The sequence below is a fragment of the Bacillus sp. JZ109 genome (genome assembly GCF_053903135.1).
This window is the reverse complement of the sequence record NZ_CP096388.1, coordinates 159,177-181,951: the sequence shown is the minus strand read 5'-3', so window position 1 is coordinate 181,951 and position 22,775 is coordinate 159,177. Positions and strand designations below refer to the sequence as shown.

General features: G+C 42.7%; 16 protein-coding genes and 1 pseudogene. 7 read left to right on the top strand and 10 right to left on the bottom strand.

Annotation, left to right across the window (positions count from 1 at the left end; genetic code table 11):
• Positions 1–13 precede the first annotated feature (13 nt).
• The 5 genes from bglP to M1D94_RS00945 form a co-directional block, all read right to left on the bottom strand.
• Entirely contained in the window at positions 14–1,843 is a 1,830-nt protein-coding gene (gene bglP / locus M1D94_RS00965; protein WP_021481003.1) for a PTS beta-glucoside transporter subunit IIABC, read from the bottom strand.
• Between the two features lie 439 nt (positions 1,844–2,282).
• Positions 2,283–2,642, bottom strand: a complete 360-nt coding sequence (locus M1D94_RS00960; RefSeq protein WP_038828921.1) for a hypothetical protein — start codon at positions 2,640–2,642, stop codon at positions 2,283–2,285.
• Between the two features lie 5 nt (positions 2,643–2,647).
• Positions 2,648–4,312 carry a T7SS effector LXG polymorphic toxin gene (locus tag M1D94_RS00955; RefSeq protein WP_250621644.1) on the bottom strand — a complete coding sequence of 555 codons (1,665 nt, stop codon included), beginning with the start codon at positions 4,310–4,312 and terminating at the stop codon, positions 2,648–2,650.
• A gap of 19 nt (positions 4,313–4,331) precedes the next feature.
• Positions 4,332–4,601, bottom strand: coding sequence for a YwqI/YxiC family protein (locus M1D94_RS00950; RefSeq protein ID WP_014481382.1), 270 nt, complete (start codon positions 4,599–4,601; stop codon positions 4,332–4,334).
• An 11-nt stretch (positions 4,602–4,612) separates the two neighbouring features.
• Entirely contained in the window at positions 4,613–4,978 is a 366-nt protein-coding gene (locus M1D94_RS00945; RefSeq protein ID WP_014478447.1) for a YwqH-like family protein, read from the bottom strand.
• A 308-nt stretch (positions 4,979–5,286) separates the two neighbouring features.
• On the opposite strand from M1D94_RS00945, the gene M1D94_RS00940 reads away from it, so the two are divergent.
• Positions 5,287–8,421 (top strand): DUF3427 domain-containing protein, encoded by a 3,135-nt coding sequence (locus tag M1D94_RS00940; protein WP_085185382.1) that lies wholly within the window; start codon positions 5,287–5,289, stop codon positions 8,419–8,421.
• On the opposite strand, the gene M1D94_RS00935 is transcribed toward M1D94_RS00940, so the two are convergent.
• The 4 genes and pseudogenes from M1D94_RS00935 to M1D94_RS00920 all read right to left on the bottom strand — a co-directional run bounded on the left by M1D94_RS00935 (position 8,410) and on the right by M1D94_RS00920 (position 13,625).
• Positions 8,410–8,799 carry a (deoxy)nucleoside triphosphate pyrophosphohydrolase gene (locus tag M1D94_RS00935; RefSeq protein ID WP_014481384.1) on the bottom strand — a complete coding sequence of 130 codons (390 nt, stop codon included), beginning with the start codon at positions 8,797–8,799 and terminating at the stop codon, positions 8,410–8,412. The genes M1D94_RS00940 and M1D94_RS00935 overlap by 12 nt on opposite strands.
• 204 nt (positions 8,800–9,003) lie before the next feature.
• Complete coding sequence (locus M1D94_RS00930; RefSeq protein ID WP_085185380.1) at positions 9,004–11,763, bottom strand: AAA domain-containing protein; 2,760 nt, start codon at positions 11,761–11,763, stop codon at positions 9,004–9,006.
• Positions 11,764–11,907: 144 nt separating this feature from the next.
• Positions 11,908–13,326, bottom strand: a complete 1,419-nt coding sequence (gene abnB / locus M1D94_RS00925; RefSeq protein WP_212082593.1) for a glycoside hydrolase family 43 protein — start codon at positions 13,324–13,326, stop codon at positions 11,908–11,910.
• A gap of 135 nt (positions 13,327–13,461) precedes the next feature.
• Positions 13,462–13,625: pseudogene (locus M1D94_RS00920) on the bottom strand (hypothetical protein).
• Between the two features lie 317 nt (positions 13,626–13,942).
• Between M1D94_RS00920 and hutP the strand changes: the two are divergent.
• From hutP to M1D94_RS00890, 6 genes are all read left to right on the top strand, one after another.
• Entirely contained in the window at positions 13,943–14,389 is a 447-nt protein-coding gene (hutP, locus tag M1D94_RS00915) for a hut operon transcriptional regulator HutP (RefSeq protein WP_003243875.1), read from the top strand.
• A 112-nt stretch (positions 14,390–14,501) separates the two neighbouring features.
• Positions 14,502–16,028: a histidine ammonia-lyase gene (hutH, locus tag M1D94_RS00910; RefSeq protein WP_015714995.1), complete on the top strand. Its 1,527-nt coding sequence runs from the start codon at positions 14,502–14,504 to the stop codon at positions 16,026–16,028.
• The gene (hutU, locus tag M1D94_RS00905) at positions 16,025–17,683 is read left to right on the top strand and encodes a urocanate hydratase (RefSeq protein ID WP_064671744.1); all 1,659 of its coding nucleotides are present in this window, start codon (positions 16,025–16,027) and stop codon (positions 17,681–17,683) included. The genes hutH and hutU overlap by 4 nt, the downstream gene beginning before the upstream one ends.
• Before the next feature lie 12 nt (positions 17,684–17,695).
• The gene (gene hutI / locus M1D94_RS00900; protein ID WP_103804006.1) at positions 17,696–18,961 is read left to right on the top strand and encodes an imidazolonepropionase; all 1,266 of its coding nucleotides are present in this window, start codon (positions 17,696–17,698) and stop codon (positions 18,959–18,961) included.
• Positions 18,954–19,913 (top strand): formimidoylglutamase, encoded by a 960-nt coding sequence (hutG, locus tag M1D94_RS00895; protein ID WP_103804008.1) that lies wholly within the window; start codon positions 18,954–18,956, stop codon positions 19,911–19,913. Before hutI ends, hutG begins: the two co-directional genes overlap by 8 nt.
• Before the next feature lie 75 nt (positions 19,914–19,988).
• Positions 19,989–21,416, top strand: coding sequence for an amino acid permease (locus M1D94_RS00890; RefSeq protein ID WP_032725050.1), 1,428 nt, complete (start codon positions 19,989–19,991; stop codon positions 21,414–21,416).
• Positions 21,417–21,459: 43 nt separating this feature from the next.
• On the opposite strand, the gene M1D94_RS00885 is transcribed toward M1D94_RS00890, so the two are convergent.
• Positions 21,460–22,761 carry a pyrimidine-nucleoside phosphorylase gene (locus tag M1D94_RS00885; RefSeq protein WP_141949319.1) on the bottom strand — a complete coding sequence of 434 codons (1,302 nt, stop codon included), beginning with the start codon at positions 22,759–22,761 and terminating at the stop codon, positions 21,460–21,462.
• Between the last annotated feature and the right edge of the window lie 14 nt (positions 22,762–22,775).

The following is a 22,775-nucleotide window of genomic DNA, read 5'->3' as shown; positions in this document are numbered from 1 at the left end:
CCCCATCAGTTTTTTAAGATAAAGCAAGCAGCGCTTCTTTTGGCTGCACTTTACCGATCTCTTTCACCGGCGAAAACGAATATTGGTCTGTGTTGGTCACAATCACCGGGGTAATGACGTCATATCCCGCGGCTTTGATTTGCTCCAGATCAAAGGACACGAGCGGATCTCCCGGTGCGACCTTGTCGCCTTCTTTGACGTGAGCCGTGAACCATTGTCCCTCCAGCTTTACCGTGTCCAATCCAATGTGTATGAGTATTTCAGCTCCCTGATCACTCGTAATGCCAATTGCGTGTTTTGTTTTAAAAACGGTGGTAACGCTTCCACGAACAGGCGACACAACTTCTCCTTCTTCAGGCTCAATGGCAAATCCTTTTCCCATGATCCCGGCAGAAAAAACTCCATCTTTGACTTCACTTAAGGCTTTCACTTCTCCCTTAATCGGGCTGTGAATGATCTCTCTGCTGCCCTCATGCACTGCCGGCTGCTGGCTGCCGTCAGAAGGCACATCCTCGAATCCAAGCAAATACGCAGCTGCTGTTCCCGCCGCAAACGCAATCACAAGGCCGATCATCGCGTAAATAAACGTTGGGCCGATAAAGACAGGGATGCTCGGCAGACCTGCATTCCCCCCGACGATATAGGAAGCAACACCCGTCATGCCGTAAAACGCGCCACCGGCTGCACCGCCAATCAAAGCGGCCGCAAACGGCTTTTTCAATCGCATATTCACGCCGTACATCGCAGGTTCTGTGATCCCCATCAGCGCCGTGATGCTTGTGGTAAGCGCGAGTGATTTAAATTTTTTGTTTCTAGAGCGAAGGAAGACGGCAAATGATGCTCCCGCCTGCCCCATATTCGCCAAAAACATAGCCGGCAGTAAATAATCGTGGCCGTTTTGAGCGATGTTGTTGATCATGATCGGCACAAAGGCATAGTGCATGCCCGTCATAATGATTAAAGAGAATGTACCCGCCAGCAAAATCATTGCCACAAGCCCTGCATGATCAAACAAATAATTGACCCCAGAAGACAAGTATTCTCCTAAAATAGCGCCAAGCGGACCGACTGTAATCAATGTCAGCGGCACGACAATCAATAGCGTGAATGTCGGAACCACAATCAATTTGAGAGATGCGTGTGTAAAACGGTCAATCCATTTTTCCACGTATGAAGCAATCCAAATCGACAGCAAAATCGGGATGACCGTTGACGAATAAGTGGCAGCGGTTACAGGAAGCCCGATAAAGGAAATCGGTTTCCCCGCACCGAGCAGGGCTGTCAAATCCGGATGCAGGATCGCCGCCGCAATGGCAGCCGCTACGTACGGATTGCTTCCGAATTTTCTCGCCGCACTCATCGCTAGCAGGAGCGGCAGGAAGTAGAACGCGCCGTCACCGACAGCCGTTAAAATGACATGAACCTGGCTCTTCTCCGCCATCCAGCCAAACGTAACTGCCAGCGCAACAAGCCCTTTGATCATCCCCGCTCCCGCAATCGCAGGCAAAATCGGGGTAAACACACCAGAAATCACATCAAAGACCGCACTCAGCACATTCTTTTTCTGAGAGGATGAACCAGCGCTCTTTTCATCACTGAGATTGCTGTGCCGCACAATCGCCTGATACACCTTCGGCACATCGTTTCCGATAATGATTTGAAACTGCTCGCCGCTGATATTGGTGCCCATCACTCCAGGCAGCTGCTCCAGCTGACTGCGATCCGCCTTCGCGTTGTCATGAAGATTAAAACGCAGCCTCGTCATGCAGTGGATCACGCGCTGAACGTTTTCTTCACCGCCTACGAGTTGTAATATGTCCTTCGATAATTTATCATAATCCATGTGTATACCTCCTTTTTATGGGGGGACTGCTGGATGAAAGGTGGCCGCCTTTCACCAGCTTTTTTTGTATCAAATGCCGCATCACCTCCTAAAAGAGAATAAAAAAAACCTAAATGACACAGATTGCGAGAGTCTCCTCCTGCACCTGCACCATTTAGGTTTTGCCTGCTTTCACAGTAACAATCCTGACGGGTCGCTGTATTTGTTTGTAGGTATACTTTAGCACTAGATTTGCGGGATGTCAACGCTTTCATTTCCCTCTATTACAATATGTCGATAAATTTATTTTTCAAGAATGAGAACTTCCAACCATTATTTTGAGAATAATAACAAATAGATTTAACATAAACCTTTAGGCTTGGAAATATTATAGTTTTCCGTTTTCTCAAATCAAATTATATCAAACTTCAAAAAGAAGCTGGCTTCCCAGCTTCTAGATTTAATCGTATTCAATAACAACAGTTTTGTTTTTTGCATTTTCAAGAAATTGTATAATCTCTTGAACTAATTCTACTAATTCTTTTTTAAAACCGTCTGAAACAACTAGTTTGCTTACATCAAAACTTTTCATTTGGTTTATTGCTAATTGTACGTCTTCTATTACCCAAGGTGAGTCATCATACCAGCCTTCTTGATAAAAGTATTCTTTAATAATTCCCTCTTTCTCTAGATTGTTATCTAATAAAGCTTTTAATAAAGTTTCAAAGTATCCATTCCACATGATGAGCTTGTTTTCTCCATCAGATAAGGCAAGTTCAGGTTCACCTTCAAATCCATCATAAAACTTTGTATTTAACAACTCGATCAATCCTTCCAATGACCTTTTTCTAAAATTCTTAATTGGTCTTTAGTAGCTGTCCCAGCTTTTCTTTCCCTAATAGCTTCAAACCATTTATGTCCTTCAATCCACTCGTTTTCTCCGATTTTAAAGAACCTTTGTGGTTGTTGTCCACCATTTCCCGGAACAGTTTTTTGTACAACCCACGTATTCCCTTGGTTTTTGGGCGCCCCAGGCGTACTTGTGTGCCATCTGACCTCATATTTGTATGTTCCATCGTTCCATTTATAAGTTATTTGTTCATAATCAGTTTTCGATTGAGCTTTTACTTTTGCTGCATCAGGGATTCTAATTGGAGCCCTCTTGGAATATTCTTTAGCTATTTTTATTTGTTCATCAGCTGTCATTTCTGAAAATTTAACTTTACTTGCTGATTTAGAGTTTTTCTTCTCTGCTTTAGCAACTTTCTCTGCCGTTCTCTCCTTTTTCTCAACTTTCGAAACTTCATCAGTGGCTTTTTCTGCTTTCTTAGACACTTTAGCTAGTTTATTTCCCCGTCGAATCCATTTGATCACTTTAGCAGGCGGCGTTATATTAACACCAGCTTTGAATCGATCTAGAAGTGAGAGTTTTTCATGTGTATGAGGGTCAAATCCTAATGCTGCTCGTTCCCAATCGTCTGCACTAAATAACTCCAAACCCATTTCTAAGTATCTCTCTATATCACTTTCATTGTCATCTGGTTCTAGAGATTCATCAACACACTCTATCTTGACAATTATATTTCCATCTATGTAGGCACAGTAAGTTATTCCATCAATAGTTTTATAAATTTTCTGTAGTTTTTTTATATCCTCTTCACTATATACTTTCTTGGTGACTTTTTGATTCTTTATCATTTGTTCTAGGCGATTATGGGCAGTCAGCGAATCAACTTCAGTACCTTCTTTCTCTCCTATTTTCTTCAACATCATCTCCATCGGAGAATCATCCGCCTGCTGCTTCATTTGCGGGTTAATCGCGCCGAAGGTTTGGTTGATGTTTTCTTCTTCCTGTGATTTCAGGATGGAGCCGCTTTTGTAGCCTGTGATTTCAATTTTCGGACCGGTGTACATGGTTTCGAGCTGGTCAATGTATTTTTTCATCGTTTGAAAATCTGATTTTGCGGCTTCTAGTGCTTGGGTTTGCTGGCCGTCAAATTGAAAGAGCTTATGCAGGGTGTCTGAAATCAGTCGCTCAGCCTGTTCTGTTTCCATTCGGAAAAAGGTATCATTGACTGTCGGCAGGCTGACGATGTGGCCGATGGCTGATGTCTGGCGATTGACTGCGTCTGTGAGCTGCTCTGTCACTTCTCGTGCGTGCTTGACCCCGTGTCTCGCATCGTGTGAGAGAAAAGCCTCTGCAATCATGCCATGGGAGTCAGATTCTACAGAGGAAATCGCATGCTGTGTTTGTTTCAGCACTTTTTTGTATTCGTCGATAAACATGCCAAAGAAAAGGAGAAAAGGCTTGTGGCACTCCTCGTAAAAGGTCCGGATGGCATCTCCGCCTTTTCCTTTCAGCGCATCCTTCATGCCTGCCAGATGCTCAACGCTTTTTTCCAGCTTCTCCAGCTGTTGTTTTTGCTTGTCCAGTTTCTCAATCGTATGCTGAATGCCCTCGTGAAGAGCGTGGACATCTAATGTTTTCAATCCCTTGTCCTCCCGCGCTTTATTTCATGGAAGATGATATGTTTTCATCCGTTTCCTTCATGGCGTTTACCGCGCTTTCCGTTTGTGCGATATGCTTAGCCAGAACAGACGCATATGCTTCAGTGAGCTCTTTGATGTCCTCATTTAATTGCTCGATGGACTTCACAACATTCAAATGGTTTCTGCCTGATAGATGACCGGGCAAGGAGGATTTGAGTTCAGCTGAATTCTTGAGCTGAGAAAGCCCTTGCTTCACTGTGCCATACACCATTTTAATTTCCTGTGCCATTTGTGCTCACCTCACTTTTTATGTTTTTCCTTCTCTATTTCATGCTCTATCCTCGTAATTTGGCGTCTTATGGAATAGACATCGCCCTCTAATGAGTGGATTTTTCCTTCTATGCTTTCGATGATTCCGCTGACTTGATCGCTTTTGATTTGCTGATATGCTTTGTTCATTCCTTCACGAATATCTTCAAACCGCTGAGCATGTGTTCCTCTCCATGCCTCCCGGTTAAGATGAGGCCGGTGAATGAGATGCTGGGCCTCAGAGAAATCGTGTTTGATTTGCCTAATTTCGTGCAGCACTCGTTTTAATTGATGGATCTGTTCCTGCTTTTCATGTAAGTCGGCTTTTACCGAATGTAACAACATTTCACTATGCATGCCGCAACACCTCGTGTTTCTATCAAACTGTGTCAATTCTTTACAATACAGACTATTTTCATATTACATGATGGGTCATATTGGATAAATAGGTAAAAGGATTTGTCTTACACAGAATATAAATAAGTATATTTATCTATTATCCTTTTCATTCGACTTTCTTGCGAATAAAATCCTGCTTACACAGGACTTTAAGATCGGGTACAATCGTCCTCATTTGATTCGCGATGCCATTTACAAATATCTGTTACCTATAGTCAATAATAATGATAAAATTAGGATATCTATCTAAATATGGAGAGAGAAAAATGAAAAAAAACAGTGGTTTTCATGAAGAATTGCAAGAAAAGCACAAGCTTTATCCAGTAGAACATCGTTTTCAGCCTGTTTTACCGAAAGAATATTCAGAAATTTTAACTTTACATATAGCAAAACAATTTGGCGAAAAAATCAAAACGCTTGTTCATCACGGACAATATAATCAGGCGGTTGAATTAACCCAAAAAATATCTTCTGATCTTGGTAATGATACTGCCTTTGCAATACCACTTTCTTCAGTTCTTTATCATGTAGGTGACCTGGATCTTCCTGTGTCAGAGCACTTTTCGCTATCACGGTTGAATCTACTCGGAAACTATAGAGCGGATGATAATTTTTTTAAAGCATTAAAGAATGAAATGTTAACTGCTGATCGTGTGGATTTTATGGTCAGTTTTACAAGATGGTCTGGCGTCCAACTTCTTATTCCACCATTACAAGAGCTTAATAAGCGTAATGTGCCAGTACGTATTATCACATCAACATATATGGGAATTACTGAACCTAAAGCCCTTAAACAGCTCATGAAATTTCAAAATGTCGACTTGAGAATTGTAAATGATTACAGTCAATCGTTTCATACAAAAGCTTACTTATTTGAACGTCTTTCAGGGCAACATAGTGTCATTATTGGATCATCAAATCTCTCGCAATCCGCTCTGACCACTGGGTATGAGCTAAATGCAAGAATACCAGATACAAAATATCTTCCAATTTTTCAACAAACAAAAGATGTCTTTAATAAAGTATGGGTCGAAAAAACACAACCGGTCGATGACCAGTTCTTAAAAGCTTATGAAGAATTTCAAGCAGCTAATCACAAAATGAGCGCGTCTCTCGTCTCTCAAAACTCTCTTTACCAAACAAAAATACAACCTAATGCCATGCAAGAAATAGCGCTTAAAAACCTCAAGAAAACGAGAGAACAAGGTGAGGAAAGGGCTGTTATTATCGCTGCAACTGGTACAGGGAAAACATATCTTGCAGCATTTGATTTTTCCGAATATCAACCAAAAAAATATCTTTTTATTGCTCATCGTGAGGAGTTACTAACTAAAGCCATTGAAACATTTGAAAAAGTCACAAATGACCATGATAACTTTGGATTGTTAACTGGATCGAAAAAAGAATGGAATAAAAGGTTTTTATTTAGCACAGTTCAAACCTTGTATAAAGAAGAAACATTAAAACGGTTTGCACCAGATGAATTTGATTACATTGCCATTGATGAATTTCATCATGCAGAAGCCTCTACCTATCAATCAGTGTTGAATTACTTTAAACCTGGATTCTTATTAGGTTTAACTGCAACTCCAGAACGTTTAGACGGTAAAGATGTACTTGAAATCTGCAATCATAATGTTGTCTATGAAATCCGCCTTCGAGATGCGTTAGAAGCTGAATTGCTTGCCCCATTTCATTATTTTGGTATTCCGGACCATACTGTTGATTACGATAAAGTGAAAATAACAAACGGGGTCTACGATGAACGTTCATTGGTTAATCATTTGAAAAATCATGAGCGGGTCGATTATGTAATAAAGATGATAAATATGTACGGTTTCGACGGAGAAAGAATGTGTGGATTGGGCTTCTGTACTAACGTTGAACATGCCCAATATATGAGCCAAGAATTTAATCAATTAGGATTCCATACAACTTATTTAACAGGGCAAGATTCCTCAGCACAACGTCAGAAAGTGATTAGAGAACTTGAAGATCCGCATCATAGTTTAGAACTGATTTTTACAGTAGATATTTTTAATGAAGGCATTGATATACCAAAATTAAACTTACTGCTTTTTTTGAGACCGACTGAATCACCAACCATATTTATTCAACAGTTAGGAAGAGGATTAAGAAAGACTGATGATAAAGAGTTTGTAACGGTACTTGATTTTATAGGAAACTATCAAAAATCGTTTGTTATACCGCTAGCCCTTTCCGGACAAACTAGCCAAAAATCCTTTGATAAAGATTCATTACGAGTTGCGGTTACCCATGAGTTTGCAGACTTACCAGGTGGATCTTATGTAGATCTTGCATCTGTAACGAAGAAAGAGATTTTACACAAAATTGATAGTATTAAATTAAATTCAGCTGCCATGCTAAAAACATTATATTATCAATTTAAACGAGATATTGGGCGTTCTCCAGAGCTACTTGATTTTCTTTATTCAGATCAAGCTCCAGGTCTTACCTTTTTTATAAAAAAATATAAGTCTTGGGTCGAAACGAAAAGAAAAATGGATGACCTTCATTCTTTAGATAAAGAAGTATTAAATGATTCGCTAGTTTTAAGAATGGTATCCTGGTTAGAGCAACAGTTTCCGATTAAGTGGCCCTATGATTTATTATTGTTACAATGTGGATTTAATATACAGAGAATCACTGTAGAGGATGTTAAAAAGTCTTTAGAAGATACATTTCATTTAAAAATCAAAAATACTAATATACACGACAACTTGATTAAACGATCTATGGAGCGTTTATCCACACCACATAAGAAACAACAATGGAGTTTTGGTACAGTGGAGGAAAATACGTTCATACTACAATTAAATATTTTTGAACGTTTATGCCATCCTCGGTTTGGTCCTTATATTAAGGAGCGTATCCAGTATGGTTTAACCGAATTTAGACGCATGAATAATTTAGAAGCACTTTTATCTAGTGAACTACAACTCACCTTGTATCAAACATATACTAGAAATGAACTCATACATTTATTTCAATCAACTGATCAAGAGGGAACGTGGCGAGAAGGTGTAAGGAGAGTTAACAATAACTACTTAATTTTTATTACATTAAATAAATCTAAAAAAGTTGAGGACCATTTGTTATATAAAGATTACTTTATAGATCCCCATCATTTTCACTGGCAAAGTCAAAATCAAACATCACATGATTCTCCTGTAGGTCAGAATTTTATTAACCATAGACAAAAAGAATATAAAATACATCTTTTCGTGCGTAAATTTAGCGAAATGCATGACATCACCTTACCTTTTATTTATCTAGGTAAAGTTGATTACGTATCAAGCAATGGGGACAAACCTATGAATGTAATATGGAAGCTCCATCAGCCTGTCCCAGAAAACTTGTATGTTGATTTAATTAACTAGTGCATTTACGGTTGGAAGATCAGCAGGTGCCCATTCAAGTGACTCAAGTTCACTCACGGGCACCCATCTGAGTTCCGCATGTTCTTTGGCAACAGGTTCATCCTCTACAATTTTCGCTTGAATAGAAATCAAATTAACAATGACTTTTTCATATTCGTGATGAATGTCAGCAATTATTTCACCTGCTTCAATTTTACAACCAAGCTCCTCATGAATTTCTCTTACAAGAGCTTCTCGTGCATTCTCACCCTCTTCAAGTTTCCCTCCTGGGAATTCCCATAGATTGGCCAAAGACATGATTGGCGAACGAAGTGCACATAATATCATATCTTTATCGTTTTTAATCACTGCTGCAGCTACTTTGATTGTTTTTTTCACTTTATTTCTTCCTTCCTTGCATTTCTTCTTAAATTCAACGCTATATTTAATATTAAATAGTGATCTGACCTTGCACTTTTAGTAAAACTTTATCATACTGAAAAGATTCTATGACAAACAACATAACTTTTTTTGACTATATAGAGTTATTATCACCCACTAAAAAACTACTTAAGTAAAATAACTTATTCTAATGGTAGAGTTTTAATCATTTTTTAACTTATTTGTTCCTAAAATAGAATTTAGCAGTCCCTTTATTTTTTCTGCCTCGCCACTCTCATTTGTCCTTAATCTAATAAAAGGTATTCCTGATTTCCTCAGAATAGAATCTTTTAATTCATCCCTTCTTTTCTGGTCATTTGAATAATGATAAGCAGTACCGTCTACCTCTATTACTCCAGCAGGTGCATTCCCCATTTTGTAATAAAGCATAAAATCAAATCGAGCTACTGTTTTAACAAACTTTTGCTCCTCTTCATTTAAATGAGAGGTGTCATTAAATAAATCCTTTAAACGATACTCCCTTCTAAACTCAATTTTTTTATAGGTCTCTTCTTTAAGAATATCTCTGAGCAAACTAGCAATAATCCTTTCAGATTTATACTTTGAGTCACTCTCTCGTAGTTTATTTTCTCGTTGCACTAAAACTTCGGAGAATTCTTTATATAGTAAATCGAACACAGAAATGACCTGACTTTCATGATATAAACTAGCTTCCGTATAATATTCCATATAACGTATTAACTCGGAGATTTCTTTGTTACTTCTCTTGAAAATATCGACAGCAGATACTAAAACAAAACGTTTTTTTGCTCTCGATATAGCGACATTAATTAAAGTAGCACTATCAACAAATTCAATATCCTTTTTACCGCCCTTATCATCAAGTACTGTGGAGAAAATAATTCCATCACATTCTCTTCCCTGAAACTTATGTACAGTATCTTTAATAATTTCTTCTCTCATATAACGATTAGCAGCTTTTATCTGGGCTCTATAAGGAGCAATGAATCCAATATCATCAAAATCACGTGGGAAAACCTTATCTCTAATCGTTGCCTCTTCAAGAGAATCTAATTCACGAACATTGTGTCGCCCGCCTTGGAATCTCATATGATTTCCTTTAACGGTTTTTATTAAAATAATTGAAAAATCTTCTTCTTCATCATATTTAGTCAAAGGAATGAGGTTGCCATCATAATATTGTTCATTACAAAACTTGATGATCATAGGATGGCAACGATAGTGCTCCTTTAATAAAGTAACAGGAATTTTATTCTCGTATACTTTTAAAACAGAATGCAGTAGGCTATTTTCTACATAATCAAAGCAAGGTTCGATTCCCATTTCTCCCTTTGATATGTTCTTATCTGGAATGTGAGGTAGTTGTTTTGTATCTCCAACAATAATTACATTTTTAGCACAGCCTAGAGCAAGGATACCTGGCATCAATTCTAACTGTGAGGCTTCATCAATAATTAAGTAATCAAATAAGAAACCATCTGGAATTGATTTCATTAAAGAGAATGCAGTACTCAGAATAATAGGATATCGATTTATAAATCGATCAAACTGCTTTGCATCTTTATATTTCTTGTACTCAAAATTCTCTTTCTTAACCGTTTTTTGCTTATTATGTATATAATTTTTGAAAATTAATGTAGAGTAATTTTCAATTCGATTACTTAGCTCATCAAAATTTTTGGCATGTAGCATTTGATTTATTTTATTTAACTCAGAATTTAATTCAGTTAGTTTTTGCTTATAGAATTGATATTGGAGTTGAGAAAGCATTTTCTCTTTATTTAGACTGTCTCCTATTTGTTTGAAATCATATAACCCATAGTAGAAAAGATATTTGGTTTTCTTAAAGAAGTTCATTCGATTTTGTTTGTTCAGTGCTTCGTCAGCCATAAAATTTAAAATCTTATAATTATTAAACTTATAAAAAGGTAAAAGTTTTGGTTTCATGGTTTCTAATGACTCAAAATGTTGTTTATAATATTTTTCCTCCGTCTCTAGGTCTTTTATTTGCTGTTTTATCACTGCTTGTCGGTTTTGTAACTTTAATAGTTCTTTAATAGATTCTACATCACTTAAGACGCTTTTCAGTAACTCTGATTCTCTCTCATTCTCAACCTTCCATTCGGCTATATTTTGAGGGAGTTCCGGAAGTTGCTCAAAGAATTTTTTTTGATTATCTTGGCTACCTAATGATGCAAGAAGAAAATCGTAGCCTGCTTTCTCCATTTTTTCTCTTACATTGGCGACAGCAGAATTATTACTTGAGACAATTGCAGCATTTTTTCCCTTCATCATTATATTAGTGATCAAATTTAAAATAGTTTGTGTTTTTCCTGTACCAGGAGGACCTTCAATTACACTTATTTGAGAAGAAAAAGCAGACTGAACTGCCTGAATCTGACTTAGGTTTAAACCAAAAGGAAAAAGGAGTGTCTCTGAATCCTTATACGATCGATTTTCTTTTGAAAAATAAGCATAGAGAGCACTTTCTATTCTTAACGGCATACGCTGAATTTCACCTTCCAAAATAGGTGGGATATCATTTTTTGTTTTATCTTTAACGGCCGCTACATGTCTAAAATAATCCAAAAGTTGTTTAAACTTTGCATTACCTAAAGTAATCTTTTCAATATCTTTTTCTTTATAAATATATTTCTGATCATTTCCACTAAAAATCAAAACAGCATACTTATCTCCATATATTTTAACGCTTTCTATATTTGCTTTTACATTTCCCTTTAGAACTAGTCGCTCTTGCTTGTTAATGACCAATTCTCGAACAGGGGTAATTATACACCTATCTAATTCTTCACTAATCTTCATTCCACTGTTCAATGTAATATGAACAGTTATTTTAGCATTATCACGTTTAGATAATCGCCATTCTTTAATTTGATCAGAATATGTTGTATTACCTACCTCAATGCTTACACCCGTCAAATTATTCCCTCCAAAATAACTTTATCAAAATTGTTATTTTTTGTTATAGTATACAAAATTAATAAGGTGTTTTCAAAATACCTGATATGAAGTAAGTAAGAAAAGAACCTTTTCTTTTCCAAGAAAAGGTTCTTAAATATAATTTTATCTTTTAAGCTTACTACCCCATACAGCCTCACCGCTGCCATTCAACACACTAAACGTCATGACGTTCTTCTCTCTCACCGAATCCCACTGGCGTAAAAATACTCCGTTATACTTCTTGCCAGCTAACGTAAGTTCAGCTGTATTCTTTCCGGTGTTCTGCCATGTTCCGGTCATTTCCCCGGAAATGGTGTGGTTTTTGTTGAGCTGGATGTTGATGGTTTTTTTGATGTCGGCTGAGATGTCTTTTCCGTGCTGAATGAGCTTGTATGTTCCTGTGATGTCTTTTTGTTTTACTTCTTTCAATGTTTCGCCCGCATAACGATAGGGCGCTGCTACCGGCCAGCCGTCTTTGTTCATGAACAATTGGTGGACTCTGACTTCGTGTTCCTCACCCCTGCCCGGGAAGCGTGTGTGGAAGATTAAATAGGAACGCCCGGTTTTCTGGTCATAGTATGCGGAGTTGTGGCCTGGTGAGACGTACCCGGTGCCTTTTTCATTTTCTGTTTCAAAAGTGTAGCTGCCCATAAGTTTGACCCCGTATGGTTCGATGGAACGGTCGTCGAAGAATGTGCCTTCTTTGCCGCGGACGTCGAGCATTGGATTGCCTTCTGCATCATAGTAAGGACCGTCTGGTTTCTTGGAGCGGGCCACACGTATGTTATAGCCGCCTGTTGCATCAAGGCCGCCGAATGACAGATATAAGTAGTAGTATTGGGTGTCTGGATTGTAGAGAACATACGGGCCTTCGATTCTGCTGTGGTTGCCACCGAGCAGTTTTTTGCCGTAGCCCTGCCCAGGAAGCGGGAAGCCCGTTTTCGGATTCATTTCAAGTATGAAAATGCCGCCTGAGTATGATCCGTACACCATCCACAGCTTGCCGTCTTTATCAAAGAAGGTATGCGGGTCGACGACATTCGGGTGTTTGGTTGCGTCATACGGCGTTCCATCGCTGCTTGTGCCTTCCATTCCTGACTTCAAAAAGATGCCTTTGTTTTTGTATGGGCCTTCGATGTTGTCAGCAACGGCAACACCCATGGCGGATCTTGGTGAGTCGCCGCGGCAGGCGTTGTAGTACATGTAGTATTTGCCGTCCGCCAGCTGCGTGACGTCAGCCGCCCAAAGAGTATCGGATTGCGCCCATTCGAAGGTTTCTTTTAATTCTTCATAGACATTCGGGATAAGTGGGTTGTCGTTGCTTACGCTGGTGGTCAGCTGCTGCCATTGCATGAGGTCATTTGTTTTTGCTGAAGCGAGATGAGATCCAAAAACATAAAAGGTGCCGTTTGTTTCAATGATGGAAGGGTCATGGACGCTGACTTCTTTAAAAATAGGTTTTTGTGCATTGGCGGAGTTTGGGAGGGTGAAGGCCATGATAAGAGCTGCAAGAAAACATACACGAAACAATCGGTTGAACATCTAAACAATTCGCCTCTCTTTTTCATTAAATTTTAAACGCTTACATTTCTCTATGAAGAAACCCCGGCCTATTAAAACAGCCGAATGCTTTCATATTCAAACAGATAGGTGATTTCTCACTGTTCTCTTACATTGTCAGACTGATGTCTGTCTGTTTTGCGCAGGACTGCTGCTTGCATGTCCTCTCCTTCATAGTTCAACTCTTTTGCTGTTTCTCCTTCTTGCATCACGTCTGTTTTTCATTCGCGTACATGTAATAACTGCTTTGTCAGGTTTTGCATCGACTGTGATACAGCCATTTCGTTGTCGGCGTTTTTTAAGATGATGCCTGATTGCCCGTCAACACCGGAGTCATTCGGCTGGCTCTTTATAAAATGCCTTGCGAAAAATGCGACTTCGTAAACGCATATTGAGGGTTAGACAGCGGCCGCTTGCCTCCTGTCTGGATATCGTGTGCAATCGCTGAAAAAACCTGTGCTGCTTTCTGCGTCACGCTATTACAATAGTAATCTAACTTGTTAAAGACTGTAAAAAACCTTTTGACTTCTGCTGCTGAACCAATTAATATAATACTCAGTTAATAGTTATCAGAATTTTTAGGAATTGAGTGATTCATATGACACTGCATAAAGAGCGTCGGATCGGACGGCTGTCTGTTCTCCTGCTGCTGAATGAGGCTGAAGAGAGTACGCAGGTTGAGGAGCTGGAGCGAGACGGATGGAAGGTCTGTCTTGGCAAGGTAGGATCAATGGACGCGCATAAAGTAGTAGCCGCAATTGAAACCGCTTCCAAAAAGAGCGGTGTCATTCAATCTGAGGGTTATCGGGAGTCACATGCGCTTTATCATGCGACGATGGAGGCTTTGCATGGCGTGACCAGAGGTGAAATGCTACTGGGATCGCTGCTTCGGACGGTGGGCTTGAGGTTTGCCGTTTTGAGGGGAAATCCTTATGAAAGTGAAGCGGAAGGCGATTGGATTGCTGTCTCGCTTTACGGAACAATCGGGGCGCCGATTAAAGGTCTTGAGCACGAGACATTCGGTGTTGGAATTAATCACATATGAAACAGCCCATAGATCTTAGACGATAGGGGGCTATGCGTGAAAACAGATGTTCACAGCATAGCTCCTTTTTGTATGGGCGCTTTACCAAAGTAAAGAAAAAGGAGTTGGGCTTATGGTGACTTTAGACGGTTCTTCATTGACAACAGCCGACGTCGCTCGTGTGCTGTTTGATTTTGAGGAGGCAGCGGCTTCCGAGGAAAGTATGGAGCGCGTGAAAAAAAGCAGAGCGGCAGTGGAACGGATTGTACGCGACGAAAAGACAATCTACGGCATCAACACCGGATTTGGCAAATTCAGCGATGTCCTGATTCAGAAAGAAGACTCGGCGGCGCTGCAGCTGAATTTAATCCTTTCTCATGCCTGCGGAGTCGGCGACCCTTTTCCTGAGTGCGTTTCTAGGGCAATGCTGCTTTTGCGTGCCAATGCGCTGTTAAAAGGCTTTTCCGGTGTACGCGCTGAGCTGATCGAACAGTTGCTTGCTTTTTTAAATAAACGCGTCCATCCTGTCATCCCCCAGCAGGGATCACTTGGCGCAAGCGGAGATCTGGCGCCGCTTTCCCACCTGGCGCTTGCGCTGATCGGACAAGGAGAGGTCTTTTTTGAGGGGGAAAGAATGCCGGCAATGACAGGCTTGAAAAAAGCAGGTATTCAACCGGTAACGCTGACATCCAAGGAAGGGCTTGCCTTGATTAACGGGACTCAGGCCATGACTGCAATGGGGGTGGTCGCCTACATTGAAGCTGAGAAACTAGCCTATCAAACAGAACGCATTGCCAGCTTAACGATTGAGGGGTTGCGGGGAATTATCGATGCATTTGACGAGGATATTCACTCAGCCCGCGGCTATCAGGAGCAGATCGATGTCGCAGAACGAATTCGCTTTTATCTATCTGACAGCGGCCTGACAACCTCCCAGGGAGAACTGCGGGTTCAGGATGCCTATTCATTGCGCTGTATTCCGCAAGTACACGGTGCGACTTGGCAGACACTAGGCTATGTCAAAGAAAAATTAGAGATTGAAATGAACGCAGCTACAGACAATCCTCTCATTTTCAATGACGGTGACAAAGTGATTTCCGGCGGAAACTTTCACGGACAGCCGATCGCCTTTGCCATGGATTTTCTGAAAATCGCAATATCAGAGCTTGCGAATGTCGCAGAGCGCCGGATCGAACGACTTGTGAATCCGCAGCTGAATGACCTGCCGCCGTTCCTGAGCCCTCATCCCGGTCTGCAATCCGGTGCAATGATCATGCAGTACGCCGCGGCCTCACTCGTTTCTGAAAATAAAACACTGGCCCATCCGGCAAGTGTGGATTCCATTCCGTCATCCGCCAACCAAGAGGACCATGTCAGCATGGGAACCATCGCCGCTCGGCATGCTTATCAGGTGATCGCAAATACAAGGAGAGTCATTGCGATCGAAGCCATTTGCGCATTGCAGGCTGTTGAATACAGAGGCATAGAACATGCTGCGTCCTATACGAAACAGCTTTTTCAAGAAATGAGAAAAGTCGTGCCGTCCATTCAGCAGGACCGTGTTTTTTCCTATGACATTGAACGCTTGACTGACTGGCTGAAGAAGGAATCTTTAATACCTGATCATCAGAATAAAGAACTAAGGGGGATGAACATATGACTGATGTAAAAAAATCAATCCGTGCCAACAGAGGAACAGAGCTTGAATGCTTAGGATGGGAGCAAGAGGCAGTGCTTCGGATGCTTCGAAACAACCTTGATCCAGAAGTCGCCGAGAAGCCGGAGGACCTCATCGTATATGGCGGGATTGGCAAAGCCGCACGAGATTGGGACGCTTTTCACGCCATTGAGCATTCCTTGAAAACATTAAAAAATGATGAAACATTGCTCGTGCAATCCGGAAAGCCCGTTGGCATGTTCCGTACACACCCGCAGGCCCCTCGCGTGCTCCTAGCAAATTCTGTTCTTGTTCCGAAGTGGGCAGACTGGGAGCATTTCCACGAACTTGAGAAAAAAGGGTTGATGATGTACGGACAGATGACGGCTGGCAGCTGGATTTACATTGGCTCACAAGGCATATTGCAAGGAACCTATGAAACCTTCGCTGAGCTGGCGCGACAGCACTTTGGAGGCAGCTTAAAAGGAACGTTGACGCTGACAGCGGGTCTCGGCGGAATGGGAGGCGCCCAGCCGCTGTCAGTCACGATGAATGAAGGCGTCGTGATTGCCGTCGAGGTTGACGAGAAACGCATCGACAAGCGGATCGAAACAAAATACTGCGATCGAAAAACAGCATCGATTGAGGAAGCCTTAGCTTGGGCTGAAGAGGCAAAGCGGGCAGGAAAACCTTTGTCCATTGCACTTCTCGGAAACGCAGCTGAGGTGCATCACACACTTTTGAACCGAGGCGTCAAAATTGATATTGTGACAGATCAGACATCTGCCCATGACCCTTTAATCGGTTATGTTCCCGAGGGCTATTCCCTTGATGAAGCTGACCGTTTGCGTCAAGACACTCCAGAGCTTTACGTGCGCCTTGCGAAGCAAAGCATGAAAAAACATGTCGAAGCCATGCTGGCCTTTCAGCAAAAGGGCTCTATTGTATTTGACTACGGCAACAATATCCGGCAAGTCGCAAAGGATGAAGGGCTGGAGAATGCCTTCGATTTTCCGGGGTTTGTCCCTGCCTACATCCGCCCCTTATTCTGTGAAGGAAAAGGGCCGTTCCGTTGGGCGGCGCTTTCCGGAGATCCGGCAGATATTTACCGTACGGATGCGTTATTAAAAGAGCTGTTCCCGACAAATAAAGCCCTTCACCGCTGGATTGATATGGCACAGGAAAAAGTCACCTTCCAAGGCTTGCCGTCCCGTATCTGCTGGCTTGGATATGGAGAACGAAAAAAGATGGGCCTCGCCATTAACGAGCTGGTTAGAACCGGGGAGCTAAAAGCGCCTGTCGTTATTGGGAGAGATCATTTGGACTGCGGGTCTGTCGCCTCTCCAAACCGGGAAACAGAAGCGATGAAGGACGGAAGTGACGCTGTCGGTGATTGGGCTGTGCTAAATGCGCTTGTCAACACGGCGGCGGGTGCAAGCTGGGTTTCCTTCCACCATGGCGGCGGCGTCGGAATGGGCTATTCCCTGCATGCCGGCATGGTTGCAGTGGCCGATGGAAGTGAGCTGGCTGACGAGCGGCTCGCGCGGGTCTTAACGAGCGACCCAGGAATGGGCATTATCCGTCATGCGGATGCGGGTTATGAACGTGCCGTTGAAGTAGCGAAGGAACAGGACATTATCGTGCCGATGCAAAAATAAAGGAGTGATGACATGCCAAAGCAAATTGATACGATTCTCATCAACATCGGTCAGCTTTTGACGATGGAAAGCAGCGGTCCGCGGGCAGGCAAAAGCATGCAGGATCTTCATGTGATCGAAGACGCTGTTGTCGGCGTCCATGAACAGAAAATTGTGTTCGCCGGACAAAAAGGGGCTGAAGCCGGTTACGAGGCAGACGAAATCATTGACTGTTCGGGACGCCTTGTAACGCCTGGCCTCGTTGATCCGCACACCCATCTTGTATTTGGCGGATCTCGTGAAAAGGAGATGAACCTTAAGCTTCAGGGCATTTCATATTTGGATATTCTGGCGCAGGGCGGCGGGATTCTGTCTACAGTCAAGGATACCAGGGCGGCTTCAGAAGAAGAGCTGCTGCAAAAAGCCCATTTTCATCTGCAAAGAATGCTGTCCTACGGCACAACCACAGCAGAAGTGAAAAGTGGCTACGGCTTGGAAAAAGAGACAGAGCTCAAACAGTTGCGTGTCGCAAAGAAACTGCATGAAAGCCAGCCTGTTGACCTTGTCTCCACATTTATGGGAGCCCATGCGATTCCTCCCGAATATCAAAACGATCCAGATCAATTTCTGGATCAAATGCTTTCCCTTTTGCCGGAAATCAAAGAGCTGGAACTCGCCAGCTTCGCTGATATCTTTACAGAAACAGGCGTTTTTACAGTCAGCCAATCCCGCCGTTATTTACAAAAAGCAGCTGAGGCAGGCTTCGGATTAAAAATACACGCAGATGAAATCGATCCGCTTGGAGGTGCTGAATTAGCAGGTGAGCTAAAGGCCGTCTCAGCCGACCATTTGGTAGGTGCATCGGACGAAGGCATAAAGAAATTGGCTGAGGCAGGAACGATCGCCGTCCTCTTGCCGGGCACGACATTTTATCTTGGCAAAAGCACATACGCCAGGGCAAGAGCTATGATTGATGAAGGTGTATGTATCAGCTTGGCAACGGATTTTAACCCTGGCAGCTCGCCGACTGAAAATATCCAGCTGATCATGTCGATTGCCGCGCTTCATCTGAAGATGACTGCAGAAGAAATATGGCACGCGGTCACAGTCAATGCCGCATACGCCATAGGGAAAGGAGAAGAAGCCGGTCAGCTCAAAGTCGGCCGCTCAGCTGATCTAGTCATTTGGCAAGCCACGAACTATATGTATATTCCGTATCACTACGGGGTTAATCATGTACATCAAGTCATGAAAAACGGAACAATTGTTGTCAACAGGGAGGGAGCCATTCTTGGATAAGTACCCTTTTCTCAGAGAGGCCGGATCTTCGTTTAAAGACCGGGATGTCACAAAAATGAGCGACCTGATCGCAACATGGGACGGCCAAGACATTAAGGGACCGGCGTTGATGGGTGTCCCCCTATCAAAATCATCCATCAGTCATTCAGGCGCTTCCTTTGCACCCGGAACAATACGCCAGGCTCTGAAACATTCATCAGCCTATTCTGCTGAGCTTGGAGAGCACGTCGTAGCAGAGCTTCTATATGATCTGGGGGATATCGATATTCATGTCACTGATATCGTAAAGTCACATCATCACATTTTCCAAACCATGCACGCTCTGCTTTCGGACCATCCGGATTGGGTGCCGCTCATACTCGGGGGAGATAACTCTATCAGCTACTCCACTATAAAAGCGATAGCACAAACAAAAGGAACGACAGCGGTGATTCAATTTGATGCCCATCACGATGTTCGCAATACGGAGGACGGGGGGCCGACAAACGGCACCCCCTTCCGCCGCCTTTTGGATGAAGAGATTATTGAAGGTCAACATTTGATCCAGCTGGGTATCAGAGAATTCAGCAACAGCCAGGCCTATGAAGCATATGCAAAAAAACATAGCGTGAACATTCACACGATGGACATGATCCGCGAAAAAGGACTAATCCCAACGTTAAAAGAGATTTTGCCTGTTGTTCAAGATAGAACAGATTTCATTTTTATATCTGTTGACATGGATGTCTTAGACCAGTCCCATGCACCCGGCTGTCCAGCGATTGGCCCGGGCGGCCTCTATACAGACGAATTGCTTGAAGCAGTCAAGTACATCGCACAACAGCCCAATGTTGCCGGGATTGAAATTGTTGAAGTCGATCCTACCCTCGATTTTCGAGATATGACAAGCAGAGCTGCAGCTCATGTTCTGTTACACGCATTAAAAGGAATGAAACTCTCCCCATTCAAGTGATCTTCTGGCAGGTTGTATTTTGGGTATAGGAAACTCATTTGCCTAATGAATGGCAGTTAAAAGGAGGGCGAGACAGTGAATCTTCAGGAGAACAGCAGCCAACAGCTAAAACGCACAATGAAAAGCAGGCACCTATTTATGATCTCATTGGGAGGCGTCATAGGCACAGGACTTTTCCTCAGTACGGGCTATACGCTACATCAAGCCGGACCCGGCGGTACGATACTCGCTTATGTAATCGGCGGGTTGATGATGTACCTCGTCATGCAATGTCTCGGCGAATTGTCGGTTGCCATGCCGGTGACCGGCTCTTTTCAAAAATATGCTACAACATTTATCGGTCCATCTACCGGTTTTATGGTCGGCATCATGTACTGGATCAATTGGGTGGTGACGGTAGGCTCTGAGTTTACCGCATCAGGTATTCTCATGCAGCGCTGGTTCCCTGACAGCAGTGTATGGATGTGGAGTGCGATTTTTGCAGCCCTTCTTTTTATATGCAACGCATTTTCAGTTAAGTTATTTGCGGAAACTGAATTTTGGTTTTCCAGCGTAAAGATTGTCACCATTATTTTATTTATCATTTTAGGAGGAGCCGCCATGTTTGGCCTGATCTCTTTAAACGGAACGGCGGATGCTCCTATGTTGTCAAACTTCACGGACCATGGCGGGCTGTTTCCGAATGGCTTTCTCGCCGTTTTTATCGCGATGATATCTGTGAGTTTTGCCTTTTCTGGTACAGAGTTAATCGGCGTTACAGCAGGAGAATCAGCAAATCCTCAAAAGGATATTCCGCGATCCATCCGTAATGTCGCATGGAGAACCGTGATTTTTTTCATTGGCGCTGTCTTCATATTATCCGGGTTGATTTCTTGGAAGGACGCAGGCGTGATTGAAAGCCCGTTTGTAGCCGTATTTGCGGAGATCGGAATCCCTTACGCTGCTGATATTATGAATTTCGTGATATTAACAGCCTTGCTGTCTGTCGCCAACTCAGGCTTATATGCTTCGACCCGTATGATGTGGTCGTTAGCAAATGAAAACATGATCAGCTCCCGTTTTAAGAAAGTGACATCTAAAGGCATTCCTTTAAATGCCTTAATGATCAGTATGGCTGTATCTTGTTTATCTCTCGTTTCCAGTATCGTGGCCCCTGGAACTGTCTATGTGGTGATGGTAGCAATTGCTGGATTTGCAGGAGTCGTGGTCTGGATGAGCATTGCCTTGTCCCAACTCTTGTTTCGAAAGAGATTTTTGAAAAAAGGGGGGAATGTAAAAGATCTGACATTTCGCACGCCGCTTTATCCTCTTATGCCTATAGCCGCTCTCTTATTATGTTCTGCTTCTTGTATCGGTCTTGCTTTTGATCCCAATCAAAGAATCGCACTTTTCTGCGGAGTTCCTTGTATCATCCTTTGCTATCTCATCTACCATTTCAAAAGAAATGTTACAAAAGCGAAAAAAATCAGCCAAGAGGAATATCCAGCCGATCACATCCTATAATTAAAAAAGCACACCCCGCTCAGCATGGGATGTGCTTTATTTTTTATTCTGTAATTAACGTATGAATCAGCTTCGGCGCCTTCGCTTCCGCGGCGATGCGGATGTTGTCATAGACTTTTGCGATGACTTCATCGACGTTTTCTCGGTTAGCGTAAAGCGTTACGAGCGGTTCCCCTTTTTCTACTTTGTCGCCGACCTTTTTGCGGAGCATGATGCCGACGGCTAAATCGATTTCGTCTTCTTTTGTGGCGCGGCCGGCACCTAACAGCATCGCCGCGACGCCGATTTCGTCCGCAACGATTTCGGAGACGACACCCGCTTCTTTGGCAGGCACATCAATTTGATATGCGGCTTGCGGAAGCTTAGACGGATCGTCAACAATTGAGCTGTCGCCGCCTTGGTTTTTCAGGAAATCCTTGAATTTCTCAAGCGCTTTGCCGTTTTTCATGACTTCTTCCAGCTTCGCTCTTGCTTCGTCCAATGTATCGGCTTTTTTCGCAAGCACAACCATCTGGCTGCCGAGCGTTAAGACAAGCTCATGAAGATCCTCAGGTCCCTCGCCTTTGAGTGTGTCGATCGCTTCTTTGACCTCAAGCGCATTTCCGATCGCAAAGCCGAGCGGCTGGGACATGTCTGAAATGACAGCCATTGTTTGACGGCCGACGTTATTTCCGATCCGTACCATCGCTTTGGCAAGTTCAGCTGCGTCTTCTTCTGTTTTCATGAAGGCGCCCGCACCCGTTTTTACGTCAAGCACGATGGCGTCCGCCCCGGCAGCGATTTTTTTGCTCATAATCGAGCTTGCAATGAGCGGAATGGAATTGACCGTTCCCGTTACATCACGAAGCGCGTACAGTTTTTTATCAGCCGGCGTTAAATTGCCGCTTTGGCCGATGACCGCAACCTTGTCGCGGTTCACAAGTTTAATAAATGCATCCTTCGTCAGTTCCACGTGGAAGCCATCGATTGCCTCTAACTTATCAATCGTGCCGCCCGTATGGCCGAGGCCGCGGCCGGACATCTTAGCAACCGGCACATCAAGAGCCGCAACAAGCGGAGCGAGAACGAGCGTTGTCGTGTCGCCGACGCCGCCGGTGGAGTGTTTATCCACTTTAATTCCTTCAATGGCAGAAAGATCAATCGTTTCACCGGAGTTCACCATAGCCATCGTCAAGTCCGCGCGTTCACGGTCACTCATATCCTGGAAGAAAATCGCCATAGCAAGCGCGCTTGCCTGATAATCAGGAATGCTTCCGTCTGTATAGCCGTTCACGAAAAATTGAATTTCTTCAGTGGTGAGTTCTTTTCCGTTTTGTTTTTTGATGATGATATCTACCATTCTCATGTTTGGTCACCGAT